26 protein-coding genes are annotated in these 22996 nt (G+C 72.1%); 17 read left to right on the top strand and 9 right to left on the bottom strand.

The window, feature by feature from the left end; translation table 11 throughout:
- The first annotated feature begins 22 nt into the window (after window positions 1–22).
- Entirely contained in the window at window positions 23–961 is a 939-nt protein-coding gene (locus OG553_RS12435; RefSeq protein ID WP_405979055.1) for a LysR family transcriptional regulator, read from the top strand.
- A 99-nt stretch (window positions 962–1060) separates the two neighbouring features.
- On the opposite strand, the gene OG553_RS12430 is transcribed toward OG553_RS12435, so the two are convergent.
- A complete protein-coding gene (locus OG553_RS12430) occupies window positions 1061–2392 on the bottom strand; it encodes a tetratricopeptide repeat protein (protein WP_405979054.1) in 1332 nt (443 codons plus the stop codon).
- A 145-nt stretch (window positions 2393–2537) separates the two neighbouring features.
- Here OG553_RS12430 and OG553_RS12425 point away from each other — a divergent pair, with 145 nt between their 5' ends.
- The 5 genes from OG553_RS12425 (at window position 2538) to OG553_RS12405 (ending at window position 5579) form a co-directional block, all read left to right on the top strand.
- On the top strand, window positions 2538–2771 hold the full coding sequence (locus OG553_RS12425) for a hypothetical protein (protein WP_405979053.1): 234 nt from the start codon (window positions 2538–2540) through the stop codon (window positions 2769–2771).
- Window positions 2772–2815: 44 nt separating this feature from the next.
- Window positions 2816–3934, top strand: a complete 1119-nt coding sequence (amcB, locus tag OG553_RS12420) for a cyclophane-forming radical SAM peptide maturase AmcB (RefSeq protein ID WP_405979052.1) — start codon at window positions 2816–2818, stop codon at window positions 3932–3934.
- Window positions 3912–4103, top strand: coding sequence for a multiple cyclophane-containing RiPP AmcA (gene amcA / locus OG553_RS12415; protein ID WP_405979051.1), 192 nt, complete (start codon window positions 3912–3914; stop codon window positions 4101–4103). Before amcB ends, amcA begins: the two co-directional genes overlap by 23 nt.
- A gap of 69 nt (window positions 4104–4172) precedes the next feature.
- The gene (locus OG553_RS12410) at window positions 4173–4847 is read left to right on the top strand and encodes a pentapeptide repeat-containing protein (protein ID WP_405979050.1); all 675 of its coding nucleotides are present in this window, start codon (window positions 4173–4175) and stop codon (window positions 4845–4847) included.
- Between the two features lie 12 nt (window positions 4848–4859).
- Window positions 4860–5579, top strand: a complete 720-nt coding sequence (locus tag OG553_RS12405) for a hypothetical protein (protein WP_405979049.1) — start codon at window positions 4860–4862, stop codon at window positions 5577–5579.
- A 2-nt stretch (window positions 5580–5581) separates the two neighbouring features.
- Here the strand turns inward: OG553_RS12405 and OG553_RS12400 are convergent, their stop codons facing one another.
- From OG553_RS12400 to OG553_RS12390, 3 genes are all read right to left on the bottom strand, one after another.
- The gene (locus tag OG553_RS12400; RefSeq protein ID WP_405979048.1) at window positions 5582–6682 is read right to left on the bottom strand and encodes a LuxR C-terminal-related transcriptional regulator; all 1101 of its coding nucleotides are present in this window, start codon (window positions 6680–6682) and stop codon (window positions 5582–5584) included.
- Window positions 6683–6897: 215 nt separating this feature from the next.
- Complete coding sequence (locus OG553_RS12395) at window positions 6898–7263, bottom strand: cupin domain-containing protein (RefSeq protein WP_405979047.1); 366 nt, start codon at window positions 7261–7263, stop codon at window positions 6898–6900.
- A 76-nt stretch (window positions 7264–7339) separates the two neighbouring features.
- A complete protein-coding gene (locus OG553_RS12390; RefSeq protein ID WP_405979046.1) occupies window positions 7340–8059 on the bottom strand; it encodes an alpha/beta hydrolase in 720 nt (239 codons plus the stop codon).
- Window positions 8060–8172: 113 nt separating this feature from the next.
- Between OG553_RS12390 and OG553_RS12385 the strand changes: the two genes are divergently transcribed.
- From OG553_RS12385 to OG553_RS12375, 3 genes are all read left to right on the top strand, one after another.
- Window positions 8173–9321: an adenosine deaminase gene (locus tag OG553_RS12385; protein ID WP_362470025.1), complete on the top strand. Its 1149-nt coding sequence runs from the start codon at window positions 8173–8175 to the stop codon at window positions 9319–9321.
- 139 nt (window positions 9322–9460) lie between these two features.
- The gene (locus OG553_RS12380) at window positions 9461–9730 is read left to right on the top strand and encodes a hypothetical protein (RefSeq protein WP_405979045.1); all 270 of its coding nucleotides are present in this window, start codon (window positions 9461–9463) and stop codon (window positions 9728–9730) included.
- Between the two features lie 128 nt (window positions 9731–9858).
- Window positions 9859–10626: a hypothetical protein gene (locus OG553_RS12375; RefSeq protein WP_405979044.1), complete on the top strand. Its 768-nt coding sequence runs from the start codon at window positions 9859–9861 to the stop codon at window positions 10624–10626.
- Window positions 10627–10677: 51 nt separating this feature from the next.
- On the opposite strand, the gene OG553_RS12370 is transcribed toward OG553_RS12375, so the two are convergent.
- The 3 genes from OG553_RS12370 to OG553_RS12360 form a co-directional block, all read right to left on the bottom strand.
- Window positions 10678–10890 carry a PspC domain-containing protein gene (locus OG553_RS12370; protein ID WP_362470016.1) on the bottom strand — a complete coding sequence of 71 codons (213 nt, stop codon included), beginning with the start codon at window positions 10888–10890 and terminating at the stop codon, window positions 10678–10680.
- Between the two features lie 53 nt (window positions 10891–10943).
- Complete coding sequence (locus tag OG553_RS12365) at window positions 10944–11519, bottom strand: VanZ family protein (protein ID WP_405979043.1); 576 nt, start codon at window positions 11517–11519, stop codon at window positions 10944–10946.
- 869 nt (window positions 11520–12388) lie between these two features.
- Entirely contained in the window at window positions 12389–13018 is a 630-nt protein-coding gene (locus tag OG553_RS12360) for a PH domain-containing protein (protein ID WP_405979042.1), read from the bottom strand.
- A gap of 137 nt (window positions 13019–13155) precedes the next feature.
- Here OG553_RS12360 and deoC point away from each other — a divergent pair, with 137 nt between their 5' ends.
- The 3 genes from deoC to OG553_RS12345 are packed head-to-tail and all read left to right on the top strand — an operon-like array spanning window position 13156 to window position 16461.
- Complete coding sequence (gene deoC / locus OG553_RS12355) at window positions 13156–14118, top strand: deoxyribose-phosphate aldolase (protein WP_405983023.1); 963 nt, start codon at window positions 13156–13158, stop codon at window positions 14116–14118.
- 5 nt (window positions 14119–14123) lie between these two features.
- A complete protein-coding gene (locus tag OG553_RS12350) occupies window positions 14124–15560 on the top strand; it encodes an aldehyde dehydrogenase family protein (RefSeq protein WP_405979041.1) in 1437 nt (478 codons plus the stop codon).
- A complete protein-coding gene (locus OG553_RS12345) occupies window positions 15553–16461 on the top strand; it encodes an aldehyde dehydrogenase family protein (protein ID WP_405979040.1) in 909 nt (302 codons plus the stop codon). Before OG553_RS12350 ends, OG553_RS12345 begins: the two co-directional genes overlap by 8 nt.
- Window positions 16462–16533: 72 nt before the next feature.
- Here OG553_RS12345 and OG553_RS12340 read toward each other — a convergent pair whose 3' ends face one another.
- A complete protein-coding gene (locus OG553_RS12340; RefSeq protein ID WP_405979039.1) occupies window positions 16534–16905 on the bottom strand; it encodes a hypothetical protein in 372 nt (123 codons plus the stop codon).
- A gap of 334 nt (window positions 16906–17239) precedes the next feature.
- Between OG553_RS12340 and OG553_RS12335 the strand changes: the two genes are divergently transcribed.
- Window positions 17240–17617: a hypothetical protein gene (locus OG553_RS12335; protein WP_405979038.1), complete on the top strand. Its 378-nt coding sequence runs from the start codon at window positions 17240–17242 to the stop codon at window positions 17615–17617.
- 702 nt (window positions 17618–18319) lie between these two features.
- Window positions 18320–18952, top strand: coding sequence for a uridine kinase (locus OG553_RS12330; RefSeq protein ID WP_128637085.1), 633 nt, complete (start codon window positions 18320–18322; stop codon window positions 18950–18952).
- 157 nt (window positions 18953–19109) lie between these two features.
- Here OG553_RS12330 and OG553_RS12325 read toward each other — a convergent pair whose 3' ends face one another.
- Window positions 19110–19814 (bottom strand): SigE family RNA polymerase sigma factor, encoded by a 705-nt coding sequence (locus OG553_RS12325; RefSeq protein ID WP_362469998.1) that lies wholly within the window; start codon window positions 19812–19814, stop codon window positions 19110–19112.
- Window positions 19815–20017: 203 nt separating this feature from the next.
- On the opposite strand from OG553_RS12325, the gene afsQ1 reads away from it, so the two are divergent.
- From afsQ1 to OG553_RS12310, 3 genes are read left to right on the top strand one after another with little or no spacing between them, the layout of a single operon-like run.
- A complete protein-coding gene (afsQ1, locus tag OG553_RS12320) occupies window positions 20018–20695 on the top strand; it encodes a two-component system response regulator AfsQ1 (RefSeq protein ID WP_405979037.1) in 678 nt (225 codons plus the stop codon).
- The gene (locus OG553_RS12315) at window positions 20692–22182 is read left to right on the top strand and encodes a sensor histidine kinase (protein WP_405979036.1); all 1491 of its coding nucleotides are present in this window, start codon (window positions 20692–20694) and stop codon (window positions 22180–22182) included. The genes afsQ1 and OG553_RS12315 overlap by 4 nt, the downstream gene beginning before the upstream one ends.
- Before the next feature lie 7 nt (window positions 22183–22189).
- Window positions 22190–22804: a hypothetical protein gene (locus OG553_RS12310; RefSeq protein WP_405979035.1), complete on the top strand. Its 615-nt coding sequence runs from the start codon at window positions 22190–22192 to the stop codon at window positions 22802–22804.
- Window positions 22805–22996 lie beyond the last annotated feature (192 nt).

The following is a 22996-nucleotide window of genomic DNA, read 5'->3' as shown; positions in this document are numbered from 1 at the left end:
CAGCCCAGGGCCTCGGATATCAATGAACCGTTACGAAGAAGACATGGCCGTGACACAAGGGCTGGCCCCCCGCCTCGCCCAGTTCGTCGCCGTCGCCCGGCACGAGCACGTCACCCGCGCCGCCCACGAGCTGGGCGTACCGCAGTCCACCCTGTCCCGGGCGATGGTCCGCCTCGAACAGGACCTGGGCGTCTCGCTGTTCGCCCGCAAGGGCCGTACCGTCGCCCTCACCACCGCCGGCCGCACCTTCCTCGCCTCCGCCGAACAGGCCCTCGAAGGGATCGCCCGCGCCGCCGGATCCGTCCAGCAGGACGCCGACCCGAACTCCGGCAAGGTCGCGTTCGGCTTCCTGCACACCCTGGGCCCCGAGACCGTGCCCGGCCTGATCCGCGCCTTCCGCGCCGACCACCCCCGGGTCCGCTTCGCCCTCGTCCAGAACTACGGCGAGGCCATGCTGGAGAAGCTCCGCACCGGGGAACTCGACCTCTGCCTGACCTCGCCCGTCCCCGACGCCCCCGACCTGGCCGCGCGCCGCCTCGACGAGCAGCGGCTGCGCCTGGTGGTCCCGGACGACCACCGCCTCGCGACCCGCAAGCGCATCCGCCTCGCCGAGGCCGCGGAGGAAACCTTCGTCACCCTGGAACCCGGCTACGGCCTGCGCCGCATCACCGACAACCTGTGCGCGGAGGCCGGGTTCACCCCGAAGGTGGCCTTCGAGGGCGAGGAGGCCGAGACCCTGCGCGGCCTGGTCGCGGCGGGCCTGGGCGTGGCCCTCCTCCCCCCGCCCGCCGTCCCCCGCCCGGGGGTGGTCGAACTGACGGTGACGGCACCGCGCGCGGTCCGCGAGATCGGCGTCGCCTGGCTGGACGGCCACCCGGACACCCCACCGGTGGCCGCCTTCAAACGCTTCCTCCTCTCCCGCCGGGGCCGCCTCATCCCCGAGCTGGAGCCTCCTTCCTGACGCGCCGCTCGCGCGGCTGGGCCGCGAGCGGCCTCCCCGGCTTCGCGCCGCCGCGCCGGACTCCGTCCGTCGTGCCGCCGGGGCTCCTGGCGGGCAGCGTCAGCCCGTACGGAGCAGCGTCCTGCCCCGTTCGTACGCCTCGCGGGCGTGCACGTTGCCGAGGTGGGGACGGAGGGAGGAGAGCATGATCCGGACGCGGTCGTCGCACCGGCCGGACTGCACGTGCGGATAGTCGTCCAGGACCCGGTTCCAGTCCACGCAGGCCTCCTCCAGGCGACCCACGGCCAGCTTCCGTTCGGCGATCATCGCGTTGTACCGGACCCTGGTCCGCCGGTAGACGGGCTCGCGCAGCCGGTCCGCGAGCTCCATGGACTCGATGGAACCGGCGACGTCGCCGAGCTCGTACCGGACTTGCCCGACGTGGTAGTTCATCGCTGAGGGATCGTAGGACCCGAACGCCTTCGCCCTCGACTCCGCCTTGTCCATCGCCGTCTCGGCTGCCTTCAGCCGCCGCAGTGCCCCGGTCCGGTCCCCCGTTTGTGCGGCTGCGTGCGCCTGCTGCCCGGTGAGGAAGGCGAGCATCCGGGGACCGGCCTGCGGCGAGGCCGCGGCAGCGGCGTCAGCCAGGCGGAGCGCGAGGGGGCCGTGCCCGAGGTCGACGGCCTGGACGCTCATCCCCCGCAGGGTGGTGCAGTAGGTCAGGTGGTCGCCCGCCGATCCCGCCAGTTCCAGGGCCTTGGTGTAGTACTGCTGCGCCAGTCCGTCCTGTCGCTCGTCCATGGCCATGTACCCGGTCAGGTAGAGGTGATCGGCCGCAGCCGAGCGCAGTGCGTTCTTCACCTCGTCCCCAGCCGTCGCCCTGAGTGCGGGGACGATCGTGTTCACCAGGAAGGCGGCTGCCATCGGCCTGGCCATCCGACCGCCGAACTTGTCGTCGAGATCGCTCATGTACTCGGTCATGGAGATGATGGCGCTGATCTCGGGCAGTCCGATCCGGGTGTGTGGATCTTCTTGTACACGTCGCAACCGGTCGCGGACGTCCGGCCAGCCGGGAATCACCGCCGCAGCCGAGAACAGCCCGGCGCCGAGGACACTTCTGCGTGAGGGATCCATGTCAGCGCTCCCGAGATCGACCAGTCCCGCCACGGTATCCGGCGGCCGGCCCGAGGTCTCGGGCGAATTCGTGAACCCTGCGGCATACGCGGTGACGGGCCGGCCGAGCCTGCGGGAGAGGGCCTCCAGGACCAGCGGGCGAACCTGCTTCCTCGGCAGACTTCCTGCCACCCACTTCGGTACCGCCGACTCGTCGTAGCCGAAGGCGATGCCGCTCTCGGTGCCCACACGTGCGATGGCCCGGATGAATTGGCCCCGCGACCAGCCCGTCTCTTCGAAGAGCGCGGCCAATGCGATGTTCCGTGTGCCTGCCGTCATGGTGGTCCCCCGGATTTCACGGCTTTCACGGTCTGCTGCCGTCACCACCGTACTCACGTTCCGTACGCGGCGGTTGACTGTGAGCATCACGGATTTCCACAAGGCCGACAGCCGTCGGTCCCGATCCTTAGAAGCAGGAGCAGGCGTGAACCTTCCACCCCGCCCCGCGTCCCACCAGGACCTGCCGGACTGGCTCCACGAGGGTGCCCGGGTGTTCGACCCCGGACAGAACCGCGAAGCCGTCGTGCAGTTCATCGGCCCGTACGAGGACCCGTGCAGCCGACGTGTCATGCCGTGCGCGGTGTTCCTGAGGCCGGAAGGAGGTGGCCGGGAACGGATCGTCGCCCCCGACGTCCCCCGCCGGGCCGGCGACGGGTGAAGGTCCCGCCCCCACAGCACTCGAACGCGATCGAGAGGAGCACGATGCCCAGCCCGCCCCGACTCGCCACCGTCCCCCGCTCGGTGATCATGCAGCCGACCACGCAGTGCCTCCCCATGGACTGCACCTACTGCTACCTCCCCTTCCGCAAGACGCGGAACCTCATGCCCCTGTCAGTGGCGGAAGCAGCGGCTGTGTCGGTCAACGCTTGGGCCGCCGCCCGCCCCGGCTTCGAGGTCGTCTGGCACGGCGGGGAACCGCTGGCCACCGGCCGCGAGCACCTGGCCGCGCTGATGGCCCCCTTCGAGGGCGTGAAGCACAGCGTCCAGACGAACGCCGCGCTCGTGGACACCGCATGGTGCGAGTTCCTCCTGGAGCACGACGTACACGTGGGCGTGAGCATCGACGGCCCCGAGGACATGAACGCCCATCGCGTCACGCTCGCCGGCCGTCCGGGCTTCGGCGTGGCCCTGCGCGGCATCGAGCGTCTTCGGCTCCACTGCATTCCGTTCTCCGCCATCGCGGTCGTCTCCGATCCCGAGCCGGCGGACGCCCGCCGCTTCTACGAGTTCTTCGCCGAACTCGGTGTGACGGTCCTCGGCGTGAACGTCGAGGAGGAGGAAGGCGTCAACACGGGTCCCCGTCGGGCCGACCACACCCGTGCGGTGGAGTTCTGGGCCGCCCTCACGGATGCGTGGCGGGCCAACCCGGTGGTGCGCCTGCGCGAGGTCCAGCGCGTCCTGAACTTCGCAGGCGCGGTCCTGGGTGCCCGGGAGACCGCCCCCACTCCGGTCACGGCGCCCTGGGACCCGCTCCCGACCATCACGTACGAAGGCGACGTGATCATGCTCTCCCCGGAACTGGCCGGGTTCCGCGACGACCGCTTCGGCGACTTCACGACCGGCAACGTGCTGACGGACGGCCTGGACGTCCTGGTGGCCGAGGCCGAGGAGCGCTCCCCCTGGATCACCGAGTTCTGGCGGGGCGTGGACGCCTGCCGAGCCGCATGCCCCACCTTCGCCTTCTGCGGGGGTGCCCACGCCGCGAACCGGTACTTCGAACACGGTGGCCGGTTCGACGGGACCAGGACCCGGTACTGCACCACCGCCAAGATCGCCCTACTCGAAGGAGTCACCCGACATGTCCGCACACACGCCCGCTGACGCCATCACCCTCGTGATGGACTCGGCCGACGGATTCCAGTCCCTCCTGCCGGCTGTCGGCACCCATGCGCTCGCCATGTTCGACAACCGGCCCACGTGGGACAACCCCAGCTCCGCCCCGTTCGACAACCGGCCCACGTGGGACGACTGGAGCAAGGCGGAGAAGTAGTACCCACCACATCAGGGGTGGCCCCGCGCATGGCGGGGCCACCCCTGGTACCACCTCAAGGAGCGCCACATGGCCAATCGCACCTTCGGCCGTATCACCGTCGCCACCCCCGACCTCGACGAACCCGGCCTCTACCTCACCAACGTCGACACGCTCGACAGCCCGCGCGGGACGATCCAGGACTTCACGTACGGAGACGCCGACCTGCGCTCACTCGATCTCGTGGACGCCCAGCTCATCACCGGCCGCGTCACCGGCCTGCGCTCCCGGAGCGTCGGGCTCGAATCCCTCAACCTCCACGCCGTCGAGATCACCGGCAGCGACCTCGGCTCCGCCCGGTGGAGCGACAGCAAGCTGACCCGCGTGCTGGTCCGCGAATGCAAGCTGATGGGCGCGGCGCTGGAACGCCTGGTGCTGGACAACGTCCTCTTCGAGGGCTGCCGGTTCGACTACGCCACCTTCGAGAGGGTACGCGCCACCGGTCCCGTCGCCTTCGTCGGCTGCTCCTTCACTGAGGCCGCGTTCACCGACTGCGACTTCTCCGGCGCGGTGTTCACCGACTGCACCCTGAGGCTCACCGAGTTCGGTGTCGGCCGGTACCGGGACACGGACCTGCGGGGCAACGACCTCTCCGCCGTCCGTGGCGTCGCGAACCTGTCCAAGGTCCGCATCGGTCCGGGGCAGGAAGCCGAACTGGCCGAGGCCCTGGTGAACGACCTCGACGTCTCCATCGGCGACGACTGACCCGGAGGACCCGTGCCCCTGCACATCGCCTACGGCGACCCGGCCGCGCTCCGCGCACGCTGTGAGATCTCCACTGCCCGGAGCGCACACCCGGAGGAAAACGACTACGAGGCGGGATCGGTCGTCCCGGCCGGGCAGTGGCGCGCCATGGCCGAGTCGGACGTCAGGGCCGTGACCGCGCCGCGCAGGCCGCTGGACAGCACCCTGGTGGAGATCGTACGTCCGCCGTTCTGCGACGGCCTCCCGCTCGAAGACCTCACACGGCCGATGGGCGATCCGGAGGCGGTCTACCTCGGGCAGGCCCTATCCAAGGCCGACATGACGACGACCACGGACAACCGCGCGGACGGCCGCCTGCTCGGCCTCCACCTCGACAACTGGGACAAGCTCCCGTACGCCGAGAAGCACACCGCGCGCCGAAGGCTCTGCCTGAACCTCGGCCCCGGCACCAGGTACATCGTCCTCGGGGCCGTAGACGCACAGACGGTGTGCCGGGCCGTCCACCCCGCCGACCACCTCCGGCGCTACCCCCACACCGACGACTACCGCGCCTACGTCGCCGGAGGGCGGCCCCTCCAGCTCGCCCGGATGCGCATCGATCCGGGTGAGGGCTACCTGGCCCCCACCGAGTACCTGCTGCACGACGGATCGACCGAACGCCAGGAGCACCCCTCGGCGGCGGCCTTCTGGCTCGGACGGTGGCCGCGGGGCACCCTGCCCTCGCTGATCTGACGTCAGGACGGGCAGTCGGTCCCGGGCTCTTCCCGCGGCCGGCCGGCTGCGGCGGCCGACAGCAAGTACCCGGCCTGGAAGCGGGATTTGGCGCCGATGGCGCGCATGATCTCGGCGATGTGGCGTTGGCAGGTGCGCTCCGACATGCCGAGGCGGCGGGCGATGACCTTGTCCTCCAGGCCGTCGGAGAGGAGGCGGACGATGGTCTGGCGCAGCTCGTCGGAGAGGGACTTGGCGGCTTCCGGGGTGACGGTGGTGGGGAAGGGGCGGGCGCCGAGCCAGGAGCGTTCGAAGGCGGCCGTCATGAAGTGGACGACGCTCGGTTCGCGTACGACCAGTGCCGCGCCCTGGCGGTCGGGTACGGCCATCAGGCCGGTGTGGGCGTCGAAGATCAGCATGCGCATCAGGCCGTCGCCGAGGGTGCGTACCTGGGCGCCCAGGGCCGTGACCCGTTCGACGTAGGCCGCCGTGGGGCGGGAGTAGCGGGCGGTGTGCTGGTAGATGGTGCGCATCCGGACGCCGCGGGCCAGGAGCGACTCGTCCCGGCCGACCGCTTCCTCCAGGGTTTCCTGCGGGCGGCCGCCGCCGGGCTGGGAGGTCAGCAGTTCGCGTTCGCAGCCCGCCACCAGTTCGGTGATCAGCCCGCGCACCGCGCCGAGGTCGGTGACCAGCTCCAGCCGTCCCGACCCGCTCAGGTCCCGGTGCGCGGCCCCCGCCTCGTACGCGGGGACCAGCGCCTCCAGCCGCCCGCGCAGCCGGTCCATCTCGTCGTGCGTCTCCCGTACGAGCAGTGCCAGCGGGGCCAGCGCCCGGGCCGCCGCCGCGCGGGGCGCGACCGCGCACCAGCGCTCGGGGCCTTCGCCGTCGGGCACCCGCTGGAGCAGGTGCGCGGCGGCCAGCTCGGTCACGGCCGCGCCCGCGCGGGCCCCGAGGGCGGTGGTGGCCTCGGCGGCGGTGAAGGCGTGGCGGTCGACGGCGTACGCGTACAGGCGCCGGGCCGTGGGGCTCAGGTCCTCGGGGTCCTCGCGGCCACTGGAGCCGGCATCGGCAGCGGCTTCGGCGGCGGGAGCGGGAGCAGCAGCGGCATTGGCTGGGTCTGGCATATGCACATTCGTCCCTGCCTGTGCCCCTTCGTAAACCCCTCAGGTTCCCGCAAGGCGACAAGTCGACGCCCGGACTACGGCCCCCGGCATATGCCGAACAGGCACAGTGGGACCCACGACGCGCGGCCGCGCCGCCCGGGGCCATCCGACCGTGAGGGGGCGGAGCGGCAGGCCCCGCGTTCCGGCGCGGCCCGTGGCGGCCCGGCCGGGCCCGTTCAGGCGGGCTTGGCGTAGCTGCCGAAGCCCGTCCAGTCCACCGCCACGCACGGCTCGTCGCCGAGCACCCACGCGTCGTGCCCCGGGGCCACCTGCATGAAGTCGCCCGGGCCGTACTCGGCGCCCTCGCCGTCGTCCATGACGACCTGCATCCGGCCGCTGACCACGTACCCCGTGTGCGCCGACTGGCAGCTGTCGGTGCCCGCCAGCGGCTTGATGTGCTCGGACCACTTCCAGCCCGGCTCGAACACCGCGCGCCCCACCGGCCCGCCATCCGTCTGGATCAGGTCCAGCCGGCCCTTGCCATCGGCGAACGGCCGCGTCTCGTCCGCGCTGTCGAAGCTCCTGCGCACCATCCCGGCCATGGCCGATCGCCTCCCGGAGAGCACCCCGAGCCGACCCCGAGTCCACTCTTCACGATACGCCCGCCCCCGCATCCGCTCAGCCCCGCAGCGACCGCCCGAAGCCCGAGGCCAGCGGCATCCTCAGACCCAGCGGGGGCGGCGCCGCCAGCGCGTCAACGACTGGCCGCGAGTACCGGTCCGAGAGCATCGCGCCGAGTACGAAGTCCACCGCCAGTGCCACCACTTCCGCACGGTGGTCCCGCAGCCCGTGGCCGTCCGAGTGCACCTCGAACCGGCAAGTAGAACGATTCGCCTTCTTCGCCCGCGCCGCCAGCCGGAAGGAGGACTCCGGGTCGCTGCGCGCGTCGTTCGTGCCGTGCACGATCAGCACCTGCCGCCCCGCGAGCTGTTTCACCGGTTCAGGGGAGTCCGCGTCCGCGTCCTCCGATAAGCAAGGGGCCAGCGCCACCACCGAGTTGACGGCACCGTGCCCCGCCGCCAGCAGGGCCGCCCGGCCGCCCGCGCCGAAACCGGCCAGGCACACCGGGACGTCCCCGTACAGCCGGACCGCCTCGTCCACCGCCCACCCGGCGGCCTCCTCCCGGGGCCCTGCCCCGTGCACCACCGGGTGCGCCACCAGCCCCTGCGCCCCGCCCGCCCGGGCCAGCGCCCGCGCGAGCGGACGTACCGGACCGGGGGCGAATCTGGACGCTCCGGGAAGGAGGAGCACCACACCACTGACCGTCGAGACCGAGCCGTTCGCGCCGGCCGCCCGCCCCAGGCGGGCCCCGCGCGCCGGCGGCGCATGCTGTGCCATGGCGGAACAGTCTCAGACTGACAGGTGTACGCCACCCGTCCGTACGGTCTCTGTTACATATCGACCCCTGCCGCCGCCGCGCTGCTCTACGCGCGTAGGAGTAGAGTGCCGGGATGACGAGCGAGACCCCCAACCTGCCCACGCCGGACCAGATCCGCCGCTCCCCGAAGGTGCTGCTGCACGACCACCTCGACGGTGGACTGCGCCCCGGGACCATCATCGAGCTGGCGGCCGAGGTCGGCTACGACAAGCTGCCCGAGACCGACGCCGACAAGCTGGGCGTCTGGTTCCGTGACGCCGCGGACTCCGGATCCCTCCCGCGCTACCTGGAGACGTTCGCGCACACCTGCGCCGTCATGCAGACGAAGGAGGCCCTCTTCCGGGTCGCCGCCGAGTGCGCCGAGGACCTGGCCGAGGACGGCGTCGTGTACGCCGAGATCCGCTACGCCCCCGAGCAGCACCTCGAAGCCGGCCTGACCCTCGAAGAGGTCGTCGAGGCCGTCAACGACGGCTTCCGCGAGGGCGAGCGCCGCGCCAAGGCCAACGGCCACCGCATCCGCGTCGGCGCCCTGCTGACCGCCATGCGCCACGCCGCCCGCGCCCTGGAGATCGCCGAGCTGGCCAACCGCTACCGCGACAACGGCGTGGTCGGCTTCGACATCGCCGGCGCCGAGGCCGGGTTCCCTCCCACCCGCCACCTCGACGCCTTCGAGTACCTCAAGCGCGAGAACAACCACTTCACCATCCACGCGGGCGAGGCCTTCGGCCTCCCGTCGATCTGGCAGGCCCTGCAGTGGTGCGGCGCCGACCGCCTCGGCCACGGCGTGAAGATCATCGACGACATCGAGGTCGCCGAGGACGGCTCCGTCAAGCTGGGCCGCCTGGCCTCGTACGTCCGGGACAAGCGCATCCCCCTGGAGATGTGCCCGACCTCCAACCTGCAGACCGCCGCGGCCGCCTCGTACGCCGAGCACCCGATCGGCCTGCTGCGCAAGCTGCACTTCCGGCTGACGGTCAACACCGACAACCGCCTGATGAGCGGCACCAGCATGAGCCGAGAGTTCGAGCACCTGGTCGACACCTTCGGCTACTCGCTCGACGACATGCAGTGGTTCACCGTCAATGCGATGAAGTCCGCGTTCATTCCTTTCGATGAACGACTCGCGATGATCAACGACGTGATCAAGCCGGGCTATGCGGAGCTGAAGTCCGAATGGCTGTTCCGGCAGACCGCTTCCACCAGCGGAACTGTCTCGGCCTAGGCCACGGAATGACCCACGGAAAGCGTCCGGGAGATTCAACTCCCGGGCGCTTTCTCGTATTTAAGGATGTTTGCGGGACGGGGTTTGAAGTGGCTAGTTTGCGGAGCCGCTCAGTTCCCCGTCGCAAGGACGATTTTTCATGAAGCAGTCTGCTGCCAAGTCCCTCGGTGTCGCTGTGATTGGTGCCGCCCTCGCCGCGGGCGCCGCCGGTACCGCCTCCGCCTCGGCGCTCCCCGCCGCCAGCCTGACGGACACCCTCGGCTCCCTGACCAGCGCCACCAGCTCCCTCACCGACCAGACGCAGCAGCAGGGTGCGCAGGGGGGCGAGGCCACCGACGCCGCCGCCCCCGTCACCGGCCTGCTCGGCGGCCTCGCCCCGGTGGCCGGCCCGCTCGGCGCCCTCGGCTGACCGCAGCCCGGGAAATCGCACGCACGCGCACGCGGCGCACACCCCTTCGAGGAGGTGTGCGCCGTGTCGCGCGGTGTGCCACGATCACCACCAACTGCCCGCCGACGTACGGGGTATGAGGTTCGGTCATGCGCATCACGGCACGATTCACGGCGCCCGCGACGAGGTTCGCGCTGCTCCCCGCCCTGCTCCTCGGAGCGGTCGCCTGCGGCGGCGGTACGGACGCCCCCGCGCCCGGGAAGACCCCCGACCCCAAGGGCTCCGCGGCCGCCCGTCCCTCGGGCGCGCCCGGCGCCCCGGCGGCCCCCGCCGCGCCCAAGGCCAAGGACGCGAGCCTGGAGCGGGCCGCCCTCGTCCAGGGCGACCTCGCCGGGTACCAGATCTCCGCGCAGGGCAAGAACCCGAACGCCCCCGACGGCCAGCCGCAGGCCGACAAGAAGGCCTGCCAGCCGCTCGCCGACATCATGGGCGACAAGCCCGACCCGGCCGCCCACGAGACCGTCAACCGCGGCATCGGCTCCCAGAAGCAGGTGGGCCTCGCCGTCTCCGCCTCCGTCAGCTCCTACGCGGAGGCCGAGGCCAAGCGGGTCGTCGCCCGGCTGCGCGAGGCCGTCGCGGCCTGCGGTACGGGCTTCACCGCCACCGTCGAGAAGCAGACCGGCCGCTACCGGGACGTGAAGACCGTCCCGTACAAGACGGCCGGCGACGAGACGGTCAGCTGGACCACGACCGCCACCGCCGAGGGCGTCTCGGCGCCGGTCCACCTGGTCGTCGTACGCCAGGGCGACCGGGTCGTGCGGCTGATGGCCCTGAACGTGGCCGCCGCGGACCAGAAGGCGCTGGTCCCGCAGGAAGTCGCCGACAAGCAGCTCGACAAGGTCAAGAAGGCGGGCTGAGTCCGGCTGGAGCGCCCCCGGAGCACCGCTAGGGCGCTCCGGCGGTCTGCTTCACCAGGCGGTCTGCGCCGAGCCCGCGCCGGCCTTCTCGTTCGGGAGCAGCAGCCACAGGGCCAGGTAGATGAGGAACTGCGGTCCGGGCAGCAGGCACGAGGCCACGAAGATGATCCGCATCGTGCGGGTCTTGATGCCGAAACGCCGTGCGAGCCCGGCGCAGACGCCGCCGATCATCCGTCCGTCACGGGGGCGGGTAATCGCGCTCATTTTCTTCTCCTTCGGATGGGATCGCGCTCCGGGATCTTCCCTTCCGCGATGCCTCAATACTCGCGCGGTACCGCCGACAGGACCTCGGTCCAGGGTCCGATGCCGACCCTGGTAATTCTCGGGGTGGGCCCCTGAGACGCGTGCGCGCGGCGCATCCGGGCGCGCAGCACGGGGACGACGGCCAGGTGGACGATCACCACCCCGGCGGTGTTCAGCAGCAGCGCGTCCACGTCCAGCACCCGGCCCGGGACGGCGGTCTGGAGCATCTCGATGCCGAGCGAGATCAGTACGGCCGCGGCCGCCGTCCGGACCAGCGAGGCCCAGGCCGCCAGCGGCCCGGGCGTCAGCCGCCCCCCGGCCAGCGGCAGCAGGACCCCCAGCGGGGCCAGCAGCGCCAGCCCCTCGCCGATCCGCCGCGCGGCCTCCAGTGGGCCGTAGGCCAGGTCCGCCCGGATCCCCTCCAGCGGGGTCAGGTTCGCGGCCGCCGCCCAGGGGACGTCCAGGGGGCTCAGCGTCAGCCATCCGACGAGCAGCAGATGCGCGGCCAGCAGGGACCCGCTCAGGAGCCGGGACCGGACCGGGAGCTTTGTGGCGGTGGCGGCGCTGCCGCTGCCCTCATGACGGTGCACACCTCCGAGGACGCACCCCCCGGCGGGCCCGGTTCCGGTGCCCGCGGCCGTTACGTACCGGTTACGGCAGCTCAGCGGATGCCCCGATCATCGGACGGACGCCCCACCCCGCGGGGCAGCCCGCAACACCCGCGTCCGGCCCACCGGCCCTCCGCCCACCGGGGCAGGACCCACCCGGCCGACCGCCCGGCAGCGCCGCCGGGAGCCGGGCCCACGGAGCTCCGCCCGCCGGAGCCTCGCCCACGGAGCTCCGCCTGCGGCAGCACGGCGCGCCGGAGCCGGGTCCACGGAGCTCCGCCCGCCGGAGCTGGGCCCACGGAGCCTCGCCCGCGGCGGCACGGCCTGCCGGAGCCTCGCCCACGGAGCTCCGCCTGCGGCAGCACGGCGCGCCGGAGCCGGGTCCACGGAGCTCCGCCCGCCGGAGCTGGGCCCACGGAGCCTCGCCCGCGGCGGCACGGCCTGCCGGAGCCTCGCCCACGGAGCTCCGCCTGCGGCAGCACGGCCTGCCGGAGCCGGGTCCACGGAGCTCCGCCCGCCGGAGCTGGGCCCACGGAGCCTCGCCCGCGGCGGCACGGCCTGCCGGAGCCTCGCCCACGGAGCTCCGCCTGCGGCAGCACGGCCTGCCGGAGCCGGGTCCACGGAGCTCCGCCCGCCGGAGCTGGGCCCACGGAGCCTCGCCCGCGGCGGCACGGCCTGCCGGAGCCTCGCCCACGGAGCTCCGCCTGCGGCAGCACGGCCTGCCGGAGCTGGGCCCACGGAGCCTCGCCTGCGGCAGCACGGCCCGCCGGAGCCGGGCCCGCCGGGCCGCAGCCCCGCCCGGCAGGGCAAGGGCCCCGCCCGCCGAGCCGCCCGGCAGGGCAAGGGCCCCGTCAGCCCGTGGCCAGCAGTACGGCCAGCAGCACCGCGCCCACCACCGCCGGCGCGATGATCTCGTACGCCCACCGCACCCGCACCGTGCCCTGCGCGCCCGGCCGGCCCGCCCCGCGCTCGGCGAGCTCGCGCAGCTCGTCCACGGCCCGGTCGGCGGCGGCCCGCGTCGGCGCGGCCGGCTCCGCCCCGGCGTCCTCGGGCGCCATGCCCTTGCCGCGCAGCGCCTCCCGGCGGCTGAACTGCCGGCCGGCCTTCTTGCGCTCGCGCAGCGACACCGGCACCGACCACATCTGGTATTTCGCACCCTCGGCCAGCACCTCCGCCGAGTACCCGGCGCGCACCGCGTCCACGGCGGCCCAGGGCAGCTCGATGATCCGGAAGGGGTTGCGGATCCGCATGCGGTCGTCGTTGGCGAAGACGGCCGGGCGGAGGGTGAACGCCACGATCAGCGGGACGGCGAGCAGCGCGACCGCGATGCCGGTCCACCGTGCGCCCCCCTCACCCCGTACGACGGCGTCCCCGCACAGCCAGGCGACGAGCGCGAGCAGCAGCACCCCGGAGACGACGGCCATGGGGGAGCGGTAGACGCGGTCGGCGTAGACCGGCTCGTGGGGGGAGGGCGTAGTCATGCCGCCGATTCTGCCGCATGGCCCGCCGGGAGGTACGGGCGAGCGGGGCCGCGAGCTCCGATGACGGATCTCACGCCCATATGTGCACCGAGGGGGGTGACAGGCGCTACGCGCGTAGATATGCTCACCTGGTGACCATGCCCACCACCCTCACCGCATTCGCTGACGTGACGACGTCCGACAGCGCGCTGCGCCGCTTCCTGCACGGGCTGCCCGGCGTAGACGCAGTCGGCCTGGAGGCCCGCGCGGCCTCGCTCGGCACCCGCTCGATCAAGACGACGGCCAAGGCGTACGCCATCGACCTGGCCATCTCGATGATCGACCTGACGACGCTCGAGGGTGCGGACACCCCGGGCAAGGTCCGGTCGCTCTCCGCCAAGGCCGCCAACCCCGACCCGACCGACCGGACGACGCCCATGACCGCCGCGGTCTGCGTCTACCCCGACATGGTGGCCACCGCCAAGGCGGCCCTGAACGGCGCCGACGTCAAGGTCGCCTCCGTCGCCACCGCCTTCCCCGCGGGCCGCGCCGCCCTGCCGGTCAAGCTGGCCGACACCCGGGACGCCGTCGCCGCCGGTGCCGACGAGATCGACATGGTCATCGACCGTGGCGCCTTCCTCGCCGGCCGCTACCTGGAGACGTACGAGCTGATCAAGGCCGTGAAGGAGGCGTGCGTCCGCCCCGACGGCACCGCCGCCCGCCTCAAGGTCATCTTCGAGACCGGCGAGCTGTCGACGTACGACAACATCCGCCGCGCCTCCTGGATCGGCATGCTCGCAGGCGCCGACTTCATCAAGACCTCCACCGGCAAGGTCGGCGTCAACGCCACCCCCGCCAACACCCTGCTGATGCTCGAAGCCGTACGCGACTTCAAGGCGCAGACTGGAATCCAGATCGGCGTGAAGCCGGCCGGCGGCATCCGCACCACCAAGGACGCCATCAAGTTCCTGGTCCTGGTCAACGAGACCGCGGGCGAGGACTGGCTGACCAACGAGTGGTTCCGCTTCGGCGCCTCCAGCCTGCTGAACGACCTGCTCATGCAGCGCCAGAAGCTGAGCACCGGGCGTTACTCCGGTCCCGACTACGTGACGGTGGACTGATCACCATGGCATCCCTCTTCGAGTACGCACCGGCCCCCGAGTCCCGCTCGGTCGTCGACATCGCCCCCTCCTACGGGCTCTTCATCGACGGCGAGTTCACCGACGCCGCCGACGGCAAGGTCTTCAAGACCGTCAGCCCCTCCAGCGAGGAAGTCCTGGCCGAGGTCGCCCAGGCCGGCGCCGCCGACGTCGACCGCGCCGTCAAGGCCGCCCGCCGCGCCTTCGAGAAGTGGTCCGCGCTGCCCGGCTCCGAGCGCGCCAAGTACCTCTTCCGCATCGCCCGGATCATCCAGGAGCGCAGCCGCGAGCTCGCCGTCCTGGAGACCCTGGACAACGGCAAGCCGATCAAGGAGACCCGCGACGCGGACCTCCCCCTGGTCGCGGCGCACTTCTTCTACTACGCGGGCTGGGCCGACAAGCTCGACCACGCCGGCTTCGGCGCGAACCCCCGCCCCCTGGGCGTGGCCGGCCAGGTCATCCCGTGGAACTTCCCGCTGCTGATGCTCGCCTGGAAGATCGCCCCGGCGCTCGCCACCGGCAACACCGTCGTCCTCAAGCCGGCGGAGACCACCCCGCTCTCGGCGCTGTTCTTCGCGGACATCTGCCGTCAGGCCGGCCTGCCCAAGGGCGTCGTCAACATCATCCCCGGCTACGGGGACGCGGGCGCCGAACTCGTCGCCCACCCCGACGTCAACAAGGTCGCCTTCACCGGCTCCACCGCGGTCGGCAAGGCCATCGCCCGCCAGATCGCCGGCACCGACAAGAAGGTCACCCTGGAGCTGGGCGGCAAGGGCGCCAACATCGTCTTCGACGACGCCCCCATCGACCAGGCCGTCGAGGGCATCGTCAACGGCATCTTCTTCAACCAGGGCCAGGTCTGCTGCGCGGGCTCCCGCCTGCTGGTCCAGGAGTCGATCCACGACGAGCTCCTCGACTCCCTCAAGCGCCGCCTCTCCACGCTGCGCCTGGGTGACCCGCTCGACAAGAACACCGACATCGGCGCGATCAACTCCGCCGAGCAGCTCGCCCGGATCACGGCCCTGGCCGACACCGGCGAGGCCGAGGGTGCCGAGCGCTGGTCCCCGGCCTGCGAGCTGCCGTCCGCCGGCTACTGGTTCGCCCCGACGCTCTTCACGAACGTCAGCCAGGCGCACACCGTCGCCCGCGACGAGATCTTCGGCCCGGTCCTGTCCGTGCTGACGTTCCGCACCCCCGACGAGGCCGTCGCCAAGGCCAACAACAGTCAGTACGGCCTCTCCGCCGGCATCTGGACGGAGAAGGGCTCCCGCATCCTGGCGGTCGCGGGCAAGCTCCGCGCGGGTGTGGTGTGGGCCAACACGTTCAACAAGTTCGACCCGACCTCGCCCTTCGGCGGCTACAAGGAGTCGGGCTTCGGCCGCGAGGGCGGCCGCCACGGCCTGGAGGGCTACCTCGATGTCTGAGTCGACCCGTCTGAACGTCTTCAAGACCTACAAGCTGTACGTCGGGGGCAAGTTCCCCCGCTCCGAGAGCGGCCGGGTGTACGAGGTGAGCGCGCAAACATCGTCGGGTGGCAAGGGCAAGTGGCTGGCCAACGCCCCGCTGTCCTCCCGCAAGGACGCCCGTGACGCGGTCGTCGCCGCCCGCAAGGCCTTCGGCGGCTGGGCCGGCGCCACCGCCTACAACCGCGGCCAGATCCTCTACCGCATCGCCGAGATGCTGGAGGGCCGCCGCGAGCAGTTCGTCCGCGAGGTCGGCGAGGCCGAGGGCCTGTCCAAGTCGAAGGCGGCCGCGGTCGTCGACGCGGCCATCGACCGCTGGGTCTGGTACGCGGGCTGGACCGACAAGATCGGCCAGGTCGTGGGCGGGGCCAACCCGGTCGCGGGCCCGTTCTTCAACCTCTCCACCCCGGAGCCGACCGGCGTCGTCACCGTCGTCGCCCCGCAGCAGTCGTCGTTCCTGGGCCTCGTCTCGGTGATCGCCCCGGTCATCGCCACGGGCAACACGGCCGTCGTCATCGCCAGCGAGAAGGCCCCGCTCCCCGCCCTCTCCCTGGGCGAGGTGCTGGCCACCTCCGACCTGCCCGGCGGCGTCGTCAACATCCTCTCCGGCAAGGCCGCCGAGATGGGCCCCCACCTCGCGGCCCACCAGGACGTCAACGCCATCGACCTGGCGGGCGCCGACGCGGCCCTCGCCAAGGAGCTGGAGATCGCCGCGGCGGACAACCTCAAGCGCGTCCTGCGTCCACAGCCTGTGGACGACTGGGCCGCCGACCCCGGCACCCACCGCATGACGGCCTTCCTGGAGACCAAGACGGTCTGGCACCCCACGGGCTCCCTGGGCTCGGGCGGCTCCTCCTACTAGTACCGCCCCCGTGAGACCGGCCCTGGCAGCGAAACCCCCGTGCTGCCAGGGCCTTCACGTGCGTACGCCCTGCTACTTCGGCAGGACCGGCCCCAGCAGCGAGGTGACCGCCGCCGTCGGCAGCTCCTTCACCGACGGGCCCTGCGTCAGGATCCCCGTCACCATCGTCGTGCCCACGGCCGGGAAGTCCGCGACCTTCGTCGCCACCCCGTTGTCCAGCGGGTCCACCCCGGTCTTGGCGAGCGGGTTCACCTTCAGGTCCCCCAGCGGGTTGGCGATCCCGGCCACCGCCGCGTTGAGGTCGGTCTCGGCCGCCTGGAGGTGGGTCTCCGAGGCCTGGGCCCCGCCGGCCGCCATCGCCAGGGCCGCCCCGGCCATGGACAGGCTCAGGCCGGCGGCGCGGAGCCGGTGCGGAGAGGGGTCGGATGCTGCGTGACGGGCCATGGGTTCCTGCCTGTGGTCGTAGTCGCGTGCGCACACAGAGTAGTGGAGGCGGCATCCCGGATTCCAACCGTTCCCAGCGATGTTGGCCGCTGTTGGCCGGATCGCCGTAAACCGGGCCGGCCGGTTGTCTCCCCGAACGGTCTTGGGAAACGGGGAGCAGCGCGAGCTGGTCGTTTCGGTCCCGGCAGGTCTTGCTGCCTTGGTGGGGCGTGCCTGTGGTCCTTGGCGGGCTCGCGGTCCCGCACGTCCTCGGGTGGGGGACGGTCTGGCCGGTAGCTCTCCGCGCCACGATCCTCTGGTCGTGTGCGGTCACACCTGGCCGACGCCGTAGCCCGTGTCCGAGGGCGCGCCTGCCGATCGCCACCGCGGCCGCGTGGTGGCCGGTGACGACGACGGTCTTCGACTGCTGCTGGAGAGGCTGCTTCCAGTGCTGTGCTCCCCAACGGGAGATATAGGCGGGATCGACCGCAACGACGACGAGCCCCGCGTGGTGGGCCATGCCGCGCACGCGTTCCCGGAAGCCGGCGGTGGGGAGTCCGGCCACGGTGCGGCGAAAGGCCTTGCCGCGACTGCCGCGGCCCATGGTTTCGCGGCCGATCGCGCGGGCGTCGTCGAAGCCGAGGTTCTCGATCGCCAGACCGGTGCAGTCGTTCGCCTTGGCGAGGTGGATGAGTTCGCTGATCGCCTGCCGCAGTCGTCCGTCGCGTTGTGATGTGGGTTCGGTCAGGTCGGCGGGGACGGTGACGGGCTGGCCCACCGGGTTGCCGTGCGTGTCGATGACGCATGCGGCGAGGTGGCCTGCGTTGAGGTCCACGGCCAGCAGCCGCACACCAGTGGCGGCCAGCTCGGCCGGGGTGGGCAGGACCGTTTCCGGGGTGGACCAGGACGCGTCGAGATGCCAGCGGCCACGTTCGGGGTCGTGGGTGATGTCGTAGCGCACCGCTTGGTGGGCGGTGACCCGGTCCAGCCACTCGCCCCGGCGGTGGTTGAAGGTGACGGTGCAGGCGAGGCGGTAACGGCCGCGCGGCGCGTTCGCCAGGTGCCGCAAGGGTTCGGGAAGAACGATCGTGACCGTGCCCTCGACCGGGCCCACGCTGATCGTGTAGTTCCCGCCGATTCTCCCTCACCGCCACCCTGCCGATCCGCACCCGCTCAGCCAGATCGGCACGGGCGCACCCGCCCAGATGTTCACCGACGACCCGCAAGACCCGGGCATCGTCAGCAGACACGCGCAGACCGACGTCTCAACGAAGCCACCGTGCCTACAACTCCTCCCGTTCACCCAAACGAGGCAGCCGACGGCCAGCCATGACCAACCGCCGAATCAACTACTGGCCACCCGCCGTGTGAGAACGGTCGCAGGGCCTGTCGGCAGTGTGTTGATACGCCGGGTAATGCCTCACACTGGTCTCCCGTGAGCTGTTCATCTCCCCTTCCCACGCGCGTCGTGCTGCTGACCGGTCCCTCGGGTTCCGGCAAGTCCTCGCTCGCGGCCCGGTCGGGCCTCCCCGTACTGCGGCTGGACGACTTCTACAAAGAGGCGACGGACCCCACCCTCCCCCTGGTCGAAGGCAGCTCCGACATCGACTGGGACTCCCCGCTCTCCTGGGACGCCGACACCGCCGTGGCCGCCATCGCGGAACTCTGCGCCGCCGGCCGCACCGAGGTCCCCGTCTACTCCATCGCCTCGTCCTCCCGGACCGGCACGGAAACCCTCGACATCGACCGCACCCCGCTGTTCATCGCCGAGGGCATCTTCGCCGCCGACATCGCGGCCCGCTGCCAGGAACTGGGACTCCTCGCCGACGCCATCTGCCTGCGCGGCCGCCCCTCGACCACCTTCCGCCGCCGCTTCCTGCGCGACCTGCGCGAAGGCCGCAAGTCCGTGCCCTTCCTGCTGCGCCGCGGCTACCGCCTCATGCGCGCCGAACGCGGAATCGTCGCCCGCCACGTCGCCCTCGGCGCCCACGCCTGCGCACGCGACGAAGCCCTCGGCCGGCTCGCGGCCGCGGCCGCCGGCCGCCACCGCACCCCCACCGCCCTCTGACGGGCGGACCCGGTCCGACCTGACCCGGCCCGACCCCGGACACAGTGAAAAGGCGGGATCACGCGGACCCCCGGCCGCTTGATCCCGCCTCTTCTCCCCCTGCGGCCCCCGTCCCACCCCCGTAGGACGGGCCCCCTGGCCCCATGGTCTTTCCCGGTTACGCGACGAGCTCCCCGAAGGACTCCGCCTCGTCACGCCCGAAGCTCAGCACCTCGTCCTCCCGCAGCCGGCGCAGCGAGCGCCAGATGCTCGACTTCACGGTGCCCACGCTGATGCCCAGGATCTCCGCGATCTCCGGGTCCGTACGGCCCTCGTAGTACCGCAGCACCAGCATCGTGCGCTGCGGCTCCGGAATCCGGGCCAGCGCCTGCCACAGCACCGCGCGCAGCTCCGTACCCCGCATCGCGTCCGTGTCCGACGCCGTCTCCGGCAGCTCCTCCGTCGGGTACTCGTTCAGCTTCCGCCGACGCCAGGCACTGATGTGCAGGTTCGTCATCGTCCGGCGCAGGTACCCGCCCACCGCCGCCTTGTCGCTGATCCGGTCCCAGGCGCGGTACGTGGAGAACAGCGCGCTCTGCAACAGGTCCTCGGCCTCGTGGCGGTCGCCGGTGAGGTGGAAGGCCGTCGCGTACAGCGCCGCCCGCCGCTCCTGCACGTACGCCGTGAACTCCGCCTCCGAGGAGGAGGACGGGGCCGGCGCGGTGCGCTGCGCGGGAACCGCCTGGTACTGCTTCGCGTCAATGGCTGTGACGTGTGCCGGCCGCTGACGGGCGACCGTCACCGTACGGACACCCGCCCGGCGGTTCACATCGTGCAGCCGCGTGACAACCGCGCTGGTCGTGGTGCTGTGCAGCGTGTTCATCTCGCGCCCCCCGTCGTGGAGTCTGCTTCGGTCCGTCGTGTCGATGAGAAAAGACTGCCCGGCCGGTATAACCAGGGTGTCCGCCGACTGTCACAGGCCTGTCACAGCCACCCGTGCGCCAGACAGTGGCGCGATCACGCCCCTCACGATTGCCACCGTCCCGACGGTCGAAGTGCGCACGGCCGATGGGACAGAATGAGCCCGTGCCTTTCCTGTTGCTGATCGAGGACGACGACGCCATCCGCACGGCCCTCGAACTCTCCCTCACCCGCCAGGGCCACCGAGTGGCCACCGCGGCGACGGGCGAGGACGGCCTGAAACTGCTGCGCGAGCAGCGGCCGGACCTGATCGTGCTCGACGTCATGCTGCCCGGGATCGACGGCTTCGAGGTGTGCCGGAGGATCCGCCGCACCGACCAGCTGCCGATCATCCTGCTCACCGCGCGCAGCGACGACATCGATGTCGTCGTCGGCCTGGAATCCGGAGCGGACGACTACGTCGTCAAGCCCGTCCAGGGACGCGTGCTCGACGCGCGCATCCGAGCCGTGCTCCGGCGCGGGGAGCGCGAGGCGAGCGACTCTGCCACGTTCGGCTCCCTGGTCATCGACCGGGCCGCCATGACCGTGACGAAGAACGGCGAGGACCTCCAGCTCACCCCGACCGAGCTGCGCCTCCTCCTCGAACTCAGCCGCCGCCCCGGCCAGGCCCTGTCCCGCCAGCAGCTGCTGCGCCTGGTGTGGGAACACGACTACCTCGGCGACTCACGGCTCGTCGACGCCTGCGTACAGCGGCTGCGCGCCAAGGTCGAGGAAGTGCCCTCCTCACCCACGCTGATCCGTACCGTCCGGGGTGTCGGCTACCGGCTGGACTCCCCGCAGTGACCAAGGCCCTCTTCGCGGGCCGGCGCTGGACCAGCCTGCGGCTGCGCCTGCTCGTGGTGTTTGCCCTGGTCGCCCTGGTGGCCGCGGTCTCCGCGTCCGGCATCGCGTACTGGCTCAACCGCGAGGCCGTGCTCACCCGTACCCAGGACGCGGCCCTCGGCGACTTCCGCCAGGAGATGCAGAACCGGGCCGCGGCACTGCCCGCCGACCCGACGCCCGAGGAGATACAGCGCACCGCCGAGCTCATGGCCGGCAGCAGCCCCGGGTACAGCGTCCTCCTCGTCCACGAACGCAAGGACGGGCGCAAGGTCATCGGCGCCTCCGGAGCGGTCCCCTTCGGACTGAACGACGTACCGAAGTCCCTCCAGTACGCCGTCAACGACCGGCAGAAGACCACCGCTGCCAACGACTCCGAGTACCACATGTACTGGCAGCGGACGAAGCCCCAGGGCAACCCGTACCTGGTCGGCGGCACCCGCATCGTCGGCGGCGGCCCCACCGGCTACATGTACAAGTCCCTCGCCACCGAACGCGACGACCTCAACGCACTGGGCTGGTCCCTGACCATCGCCACCGGCCTCGCCCTCCTCGGATCCGCGCTGCTCGCGCAGGGCGCGGCACGGACCGTCCTCAAACCCGTACAGCGCCTCGGCGACGCGGCGCGCCGCCTCGGCGAGGGCGAGCTCGACCACCGGCTCGACGTGTCCGGGACGGACGAACTGGCCGACCTGTCACGGACCTTCAACCGGACCGCGGAGGCGCTGGAGAAGAAGGTCGCCGACATGAGCGCCCGCGAGGAGGCCAGCCGCCGCTTCGTGGCCGACATGAGCCATGAGCTGCGCACGCCCCTGACGGCACTGACGGCGGTCGCCGAGGTGCTGGAGGAGGAGGCCGAGCACCTCGACCCGATGATCGCCCCGGCGGTCGGCCTGGTCGTGAGCGAGACGCGCCGGCTCAACGACCTCGTGGAGAACCTGATGGAGGTCACCCGCTTCGACGCGGGAACGGCCCGCCTGGTCCTCGACGACGTCAACGTCGCCGACCAGGTCACCGCCTGCATCGACGCCCGCGCCTGGCTCGACGCCGTCGAACTCGACGCCGGCCGCGGGATCGTGGCCCGCCTCGACCCGCGCCGCCTCGACGTCATCCTCGCCAACCTCATCGGCAACGCCCTCAAGCACGGCGGCTCGCCGGTGCGGGTGTCGGTGCGCGTGGAGGGGGAATGGCTGGTCATCGCGGTCCGGGACAACGGCCCGGGCATCCCCGAGGAAGTGCTCCCGCACGTCTTCGACCGCTTCTACAAGGCGAGCGCGTCCCGGCCCAAGTCGGACGGCAGCGGGCTCGGCCTGTCGATCGCGATGGAGAACGCCCACATCCACGGCGGTGACATCACCGCCGCGAACGGGCCGGAAGGCGGAGCCGTGTTCACACTGCGGCTCCCGATGGACGTGGGGGCGGTGATCGCCGGTGGCGGCGTGGAAGCGTAGGACTGCGGTGCTGGTGGTCGGTGCGGCCCTTCTCTCCGGGTGCGGGATCCGGGCCACGACCGTCCCCGTCGACGTGGGCGCGGCCCCGTCCCGGGTGTCCTGCGAGACCGCCGGACAGCCGGCGGGCCAGAGCGGCGTACAGGGCTTCCGGGCCACGGTGGAACTCGTCTGCGGATCGCAGCTGGTCGGCGTGGAGCGCGTGGTGCCGGTACCCGAGAAGCGCGCCACGCGGGATGCGGTCGTACTGGTCGCGCAGGCGCTGCTGGAGGAACTGGAACGCAGCCCCTCGGCGGAGGAACGCGACGGCGGCTTCACCACCAGCGTCCCCGACCAGCTGGCCGCCGCCCCGGCCCGCCCCGGCGACCCGGCGGGAACGCTGCGGCTCAGCCGCAAGCCGGAGGACCTCCCGCCGGTGGCCCTGGCGCAGGTCGTCTGCACCCTCTCGGCGAGCGACGCCGTCTCGGCAGGCCCGGGCCCGGTCGTCCTCGGCGGCCCGAACGCCGACCCGCCCCGCGCCTGGGAATGCACGGACGCGGTCCGCTCCCGCCCCGAGTCGGTCCCCACCCTGGGCGACCTGGCGAGCCCGACGCCGACGCCGAGCCCGTCGCCTTCGGCTTCGTAGGGGGCGGGGGCGCGCTGGTACGGGGCTTGCGGTGCGGGCCGGCTATCTCCCCCGCGAGGGGGTGGGGGCGGGTCGGTGGCTGCCCACCCGCCTCCCGTCTGCGGGGCGGTGGCCGGGTGGGCGGGGTCCCCTCGGGCGGTCTCGGAGCAGGTTGGGGGCTTCCCGTCAGTCCCATCGTCCTTCCGCGTCGGG

The organism is Streptomyces sp. NBC_00158 (assembly GCF_045160885.1).
Classification (GTDB): Bacteria; Actinomycetota; Actinomycetes; order Streptomycetales; family Streptomycetaceae; genus Streptomyces.
Note: the sequence above shows the minus strand (reverse complement) of the source record. Positions and strands in the feature narration are given on the sequence as shown.

Excerpts from the sequence above, each read along its gene's own strand:
- OG553_RS12435 (WP_405979055.1), top strand. The coding sequence starts at position 23 with ATGAACCGTTACGAAGAAGACATGGCCGTGACACAAGGGCTGGCCCCC.
- OG553_RS12430 (WP_405979054.1), bottom strand. The coding sequence starts at position 2,392 with ATGACGGCAGGCACACGGAACATCGCATTGGCCGCGCTCTTCGAAGAG.
- amcB (WP_405979052.1), top strand. The coding sequence starts at position 2,816 with ATGCCCAGCCCGCCCCGACTCGCCACCGTCCCCCGCTCGGTGATCATG.
- amcA (WP_405979051.1), top strand. The coding sequence starts at position 3,912 with ATGTCCGCACACACGCCCGCTGACGCCATCACCCTCGTGATGGACTCG.
- OG553_RS12410 (WP_405979050.1), top strand. The coding sequence starts at position 4,173 with ATGGCCAATCGCACCTTCGGCCGTATCACCGTCGCCACCCCCGACCTC.
- OG553_RS12400 (WP_405979048.1), bottom strand. The coding sequence starts at position 6,682 with ATGCCAGACCCAGCCAATGCCGCTGCTGCTCCCGCTCCCGCCGCCGAA.
- OG553_RS12395 (WP_405979047.1), bottom strand. The coding sequence starts at position 7,263 with ATGGCCGGGATGGTGCGCAGGAGCTTCGACAGCGCGGACGAGACGCGG.
- OG553_RS12390 (WP_405979046.1), bottom strand. The coding sequence starts at position 8,059 with ATGGCACAGCATGCGCCGCCGGCGCGCGGGGCCCGCCTGGGGCGGGCG.
- OG553_RS12385 (WP_362470025.1), top strand. The coding sequence starts at position 8,173 with ATGACGAGCGAGACCCCCAACCTGCCCACGCCGGACCAGATCCGCCGC.
- OG553_RS12380 (WP_405979045.1), top strand. The coding sequence starts at position 9,461 with ATGAAGCAGTCTGCTGCCAAGTCCCTCGGTGTCGCTGTGATTGGTGCC.
- OG553_RS12375 (WP_405979044.1), top strand. The coding sequence starts at position 9,859 with ATGCGCATCACGGCACGATTCACGGCGCCCGCGACGAGGTTCGCGCTG.
- OG553_RS12370 (WP_362470016.1), bottom strand. The coding sequence starts at position 10,890 with ATGAGCGCGATTACCCGCCCCCGTGACGGACGGATGATCGGCGGCGTC.
- OG553_RS12360 (WP_405979042.1), bottom strand. The coding sequence starts at position 13,018 with ATGACTACGCCCTCCCCCCACGAGCCGGTCTACGCCGACCGCGTCTAC.
- deoC (WP_405983023.1), top strand. The coding sequence starts at position 13,156 with ATGCCCACCACCCTCACCGCATTCGCTGACGTGACGACGTCCGACAGC.
- OG553_RS12350 (WP_405979041.1), top strand. The coding sequence starts at position 14,124 with ATGGCATCCCTCTTCGAGTACGCACCGGCCCCCGAGTCCCGCTCGGTC.
- OG553_RS12345 (WP_405979040.1), top strand. The coding sequence starts at position 15,553 with ATGTCTGAGTCGACCCGTCTGAACGTCTTCAAGACCTACAAGCTGTAC.
- OG553_RS12340 (WP_405979039.1), bottom strand. The coding sequence starts at position 16,905 with ATGGCCCGTCACGCAGCATCCGACCCCTCTCCGCACCGGCTCCGCGCC.
- OG553_RS12325 (WP_362469998.1), bottom strand. The coding sequence starts at position 19,814 with ATGAACACGCTGCACAGCACCACGACCAGCGCGGTTGTCACGCGGCTG.